3 protein-coding genes and 4 tRNA genes are annotated in these 3,455 nt (G+C 57.2%); 4 read left to right on the top strand and 3 right to left on the bottom strand.

All coding sequences use genetic code 11. The annotated features are described in order from the left end of the window. Window positions 1-72 precede the first annotated feature (72 nt). The 4 genes from L972_RS07515 (at window position 73) to L972_RS07500 (ending at window position 608) form a co-directional block, all read left to right on the top strand. Window positions 73-149, top strand: a tRNA-Arg gene (locus tag L972_RS07515). 100 nt (window positions 150-249) lie between these two features. Beyond that, window positions 250-326: transfer RNA gene (locus L972_RS07510), tRNA-Arg, on the top strand. 28 nt (window positions 327-354) lie between these two features. Continuing rightward, window positions 355-431 (top strand) — tRNA-Arg (locus L972_RS07505). A gap of 100 nt (window positions 432-531) precedes the next feature. Continuing rightward, window positions 532-608: transfer RNA gene (locus tag L972_RS07500), tRNA-Arg, on the top strand. 344 nt (window positions 609-952) lie between these two features. On the opposite strand, the gene pbpG is transcribed toward L972_RS07500, so the two are convergent. The 3 genes from pbpG to L972_RS07485 form a co-directional block, all read right to left on the bottom strand. Further along, window positions 953-1,780 (bottom strand): D-alanyl-D-alanine endopeptidase, encoded by an 828-nt coding sequence (pbpG, locus tag L972_RS07495; RefSeq protein WP_005348750.1) that lies wholly within the window; start codon window positions 1,778-1,780, stop codon window positions 953-955. 159 nt (window positions 1,781-1,939) lie between these two features. Beyond that, window positions 1,940-2,605, bottom strand: coding sequence for a DedA family protein (locus L972_RS07490; protein WP_005343012.1), 666 nt, complete (start codon window positions 2,603-2,605; stop codon window positions 1,940-1,942). A gap of 18 nt (window positions 2,606-2,623) precedes the next feature. Next, the coding region (locus L972_RS07485; protein ID WP_047437157.1) for a hemolysin family protein at window positions 2,624-3,455 on the bottom strand (832 nt) is incomplete at its 5' end.

Here is a 3,455-nt window from a genome sequence, read left to right as displayed (position 1 = left end):
ACGAACCAGGTGGTCAGAGGTTCGAATCCTCTCGGGCGCACCATTTTTCAAGCAGTACACAAAAGTTTGTGAGCGCCCGTAGCTCAGCTGGATAGAGTACCTGGCTACGAACCAGGTGGTCAGAGGTTCGAATCCTCTCGGGCGCACCATATTACGACTCAAGCAAGAGTCATGTGTTGACCATCAGCAAGTCGACACTTCGGAAAAGGCTTACTGATAAGTAAGCTTTTTTTATCGTTTTAAAACAGGGCGCCCGTAGCTCAGCTGGATAGAGTACCTGGCTACGAACCAGGTGGTCAGAGGTTCGAATCCTCTCGGGCGCACCATATTTCAAGCAGTACCAAAAGTTTGTGAGCGCCCGTAGCTCAGCTGGATAGAGTACCTGGCTACGAACCAGGTGGTCAGAGGTTCGAATCCTCTCGGGCGCACCATATTACGACTCAAGCAAGAGTCATGTGTTGACCATCAGCAAGTCGACACTTCGGAAAAGGCTTACTGATAAGTAAGCTTTTTTTATCGTTTTAAAACAGGGCGCCCGTAGCTCAGCTGGATAGAGTACCTGGCTACGAACCAGGTGGTCAGAGGTTCGAATCCTCTCGGGCGCACCATACAGACAGCCTCGACTTCGGTCGGGGCTGTTTTTTTATGGGCGATATTTAACTTTTTGGTGCGGATCCCCGTGCGCTGTTGCGGGTGGATCGCCCGTTTACCTGGCTGTTCTTGTCCTCATTTCTTCCCCTGCCTGTGATTGCGCACAGTTCTTCTGAACGGTGCAACCCCTTGCCACCCTTTGCCTCATCTATAGGCGCGCTGTATGCCTGCTGTTGCAACGGCAGATGCCACGCCGTTCATCCCCCTGTGTTTGCTAACCGACATCCTGCAAGGCCTGCATAGGCGTTCTGCGGGCAATAAAAAAGGATGCCGCAGCATCCTTTTGTGTTGAGATATTTACTCAGCTTTTCAGCCATTTGCGAATTCGGTTGGCATCGCCGATGGGGGTGCGCTTGCCCACCGAGTTGAGCAGCACGATGGCGAGCTCGCGGCTGTCCGGTTTGGCGCGCATCACCAGACAGCGCCCCGCTTCGTCAGTGAAGCCGGTCTTGGAGAGGCGCACGTCCCAATCCGGGTTTTTCACCAGCGGGTTGGTGTTGTTGAACATCAGGCTGTAGGCGGGGGCGCTGAAGCGCATCTCCCGGTTCTCATCCTGAGTGAACTGACGGATCAGCGGCTGGCGATAGGCGGCGGCGGCCAGCTTGCCCAGATCCTGGGCGGTGGAGACGTTGCGGGTGGAGAGGCCGGTGGAGTCGTAGAAGTGGGTATTACGCATACCCAGCTGTCTGGCCTTGTTGTTCATGGCCCGCACGAAGGCGCTGCGACCGCCCGGATAGTGACGCGCCAGTGCCGAGGCCATCCGGTTTTCGGAGGACATCAGCGCCAGATGCAGGGCGTCGCGGCGGGTCACCTTGGTGCCCATGCGGATGCGGGAATGAGTGTGTTTGACCCGATCCAGATCGTTCTTGTCGACCGTAATGGTCTGGTTGAGATTCTGTTTGGCATCCAGCACCACCAGAGCTGTCATCAGCTTGGTAAGGGAGGCGATAGGACGCACCTTGGTGGCATTCTTCTGGTAGAGCGTCTTGCCCGTTTTTACATCCACGACCAGGGCGCTGCTCGAGCGTACTTCCAGTTTGGCTGGGTTGGGTGCCGCGCTGACCGCAGGCAATCCCAGCATTCCCATCAACCCGACAACCAGCGCTGCTGCGCGAATCCGACACCACATACAACCGACTCCATTCCCATCCAAAAAAAGGCGCTAGATTCACTCATTTTTACCCCGGCTTTACAAGGGCCGAGCGGGACTATTTCTGCTATTTGCGCAAAATTGGCGATCAAAAAAGCCCTCTGGCGAGGGCTTTCGGGTCGGGCGTTGGGCGAAGGGTCAATCCCGCGGCTGCGCGGCCCTGCGTTTGCTGATCCAGCGCCAGACCAGCGCCACCATGCCACCCACCAGCAGGGCCACCGGCAGATAGATGATGATGTTGAAGAACTGGGTCTGGTATTCGGCTGCCAACTTGGTGTGGCTCAGGTAGTAGCCAAACCCGACCAGCGGGCAGATCCACATGATGGAGCTGATCAGATTGACGATGAGGAAGCGCCCCTGGGGCAGCTCGGTGGCACCGACGATGTAGGGGTAGGCGGTGCGTACGAAGGCGATATAGCGCGCGGTGATCAGGGTGATGATCCCGTACTTGTCCAGCAGGTGGTAGACCTTCTGTTGGTGTCGCTCTTCCACGTGGGACATCAGCCGATGGTAGAGCTGGGTGTGGCCAAGGAAGCGCCCCTGCATGTAACCGAGCCAGGTGCCGACAAAGGTAGCCATGATCAACAGCGGGATCACCCCGAGAGACAATACATCCTGATAGATGAGTACGCCGGTGAGGATCAGCAGGCTGTCACCGGGCAGAAAGGCGGTAGGGATGAATCCGTTTTCCAGTACCAGAAACGTCAGAATCACACCACAGATCATGAAGGCCATCTTGGGATCGGAAAGTGTGTTCAGATCGTGATTCATAAAGGCGTGAGCCAGTTGGTAAAACTGCTCCATACTTGCAAACTCCGCAGGTTAGCTGGGTTGATCGGTCAAGGGCATGGCGAGCACCTTGTCGATGCGCAGGCCATCCATGTCAACAATTTCCAGTTGCCACTGTTCCAGTGTCACCAGGTCTCCGGTTTGTGGAACACGACCAAGGAGCAGCATGATAAGCCCTCCGAGGGTGTGATAGTGATGTTTTTCTTCTTCTGGCAGACGAACCAGCTCCAGACAGTCCTTCAACTCCGGCAACGGGATCAGGCCATCGAGCAGCCAGCTGCCGTCGGCGCGCCGGAATGCCCAGTTGTCCTCGCCATCCTCCTGCTGGAAATCCCCCGCCAGCGCCTCCAGCAGATCCTGCTGGGTGACCAGTCCCTGCAACTCGCCATATTCGTCCACCACCAGCGCCATCTGTTCGCTGTGGGTGCGGAAGTGGTTGAGCAGCTCGACGCCGTTGAGGGTCTCGGGCAGCAAGCTGCCCTCCTGGGTCAGGGCTGCCAGATCGATGGGCTCCCCCTTGATATAGGCGTGCAGCACCTTGCTGACATTGATGATACCCACCAATTCTGACAGGTTGCCGTCGCAGACCGGAAAATAGCTGTGGCGATACTCCACCAGTCGTTGCAGGTTGGTCTCCAGCGGCAGCGCCAGATCCAGATAGCGGATATCGCTGCGCGGCACCATCAGGGAGGAGAGGCTGCGCTCGTCGAGACGGAAGACGTTGCGCAGCATGGTGTGTTCATGATCCTCGATCACCCCGGCTTCAGAGCCCTCCACCAGCATGGCGTGGATCTCCTCCTCGGTAACGTTGGCGCTGCCGTTCTGGTTGACCCGCAGCAGCCGCAGGCTGGCATTGGTAGAGGCC

The sequence above is a fragment of the Aeromonas sp. ZOR0001 genome (assembly GCF_000801015.1).
Taxonomy (GTDB): domain Bacteria; phylum Pseudomonadota; class Gammaproteobacteria; order Enterobacterales; family Aeromonadaceae; genus Aeromonas; species Aeromonas veronii.
This window is presented reverse-complemented; position numbering and strand designations above follow the sequence as displayed.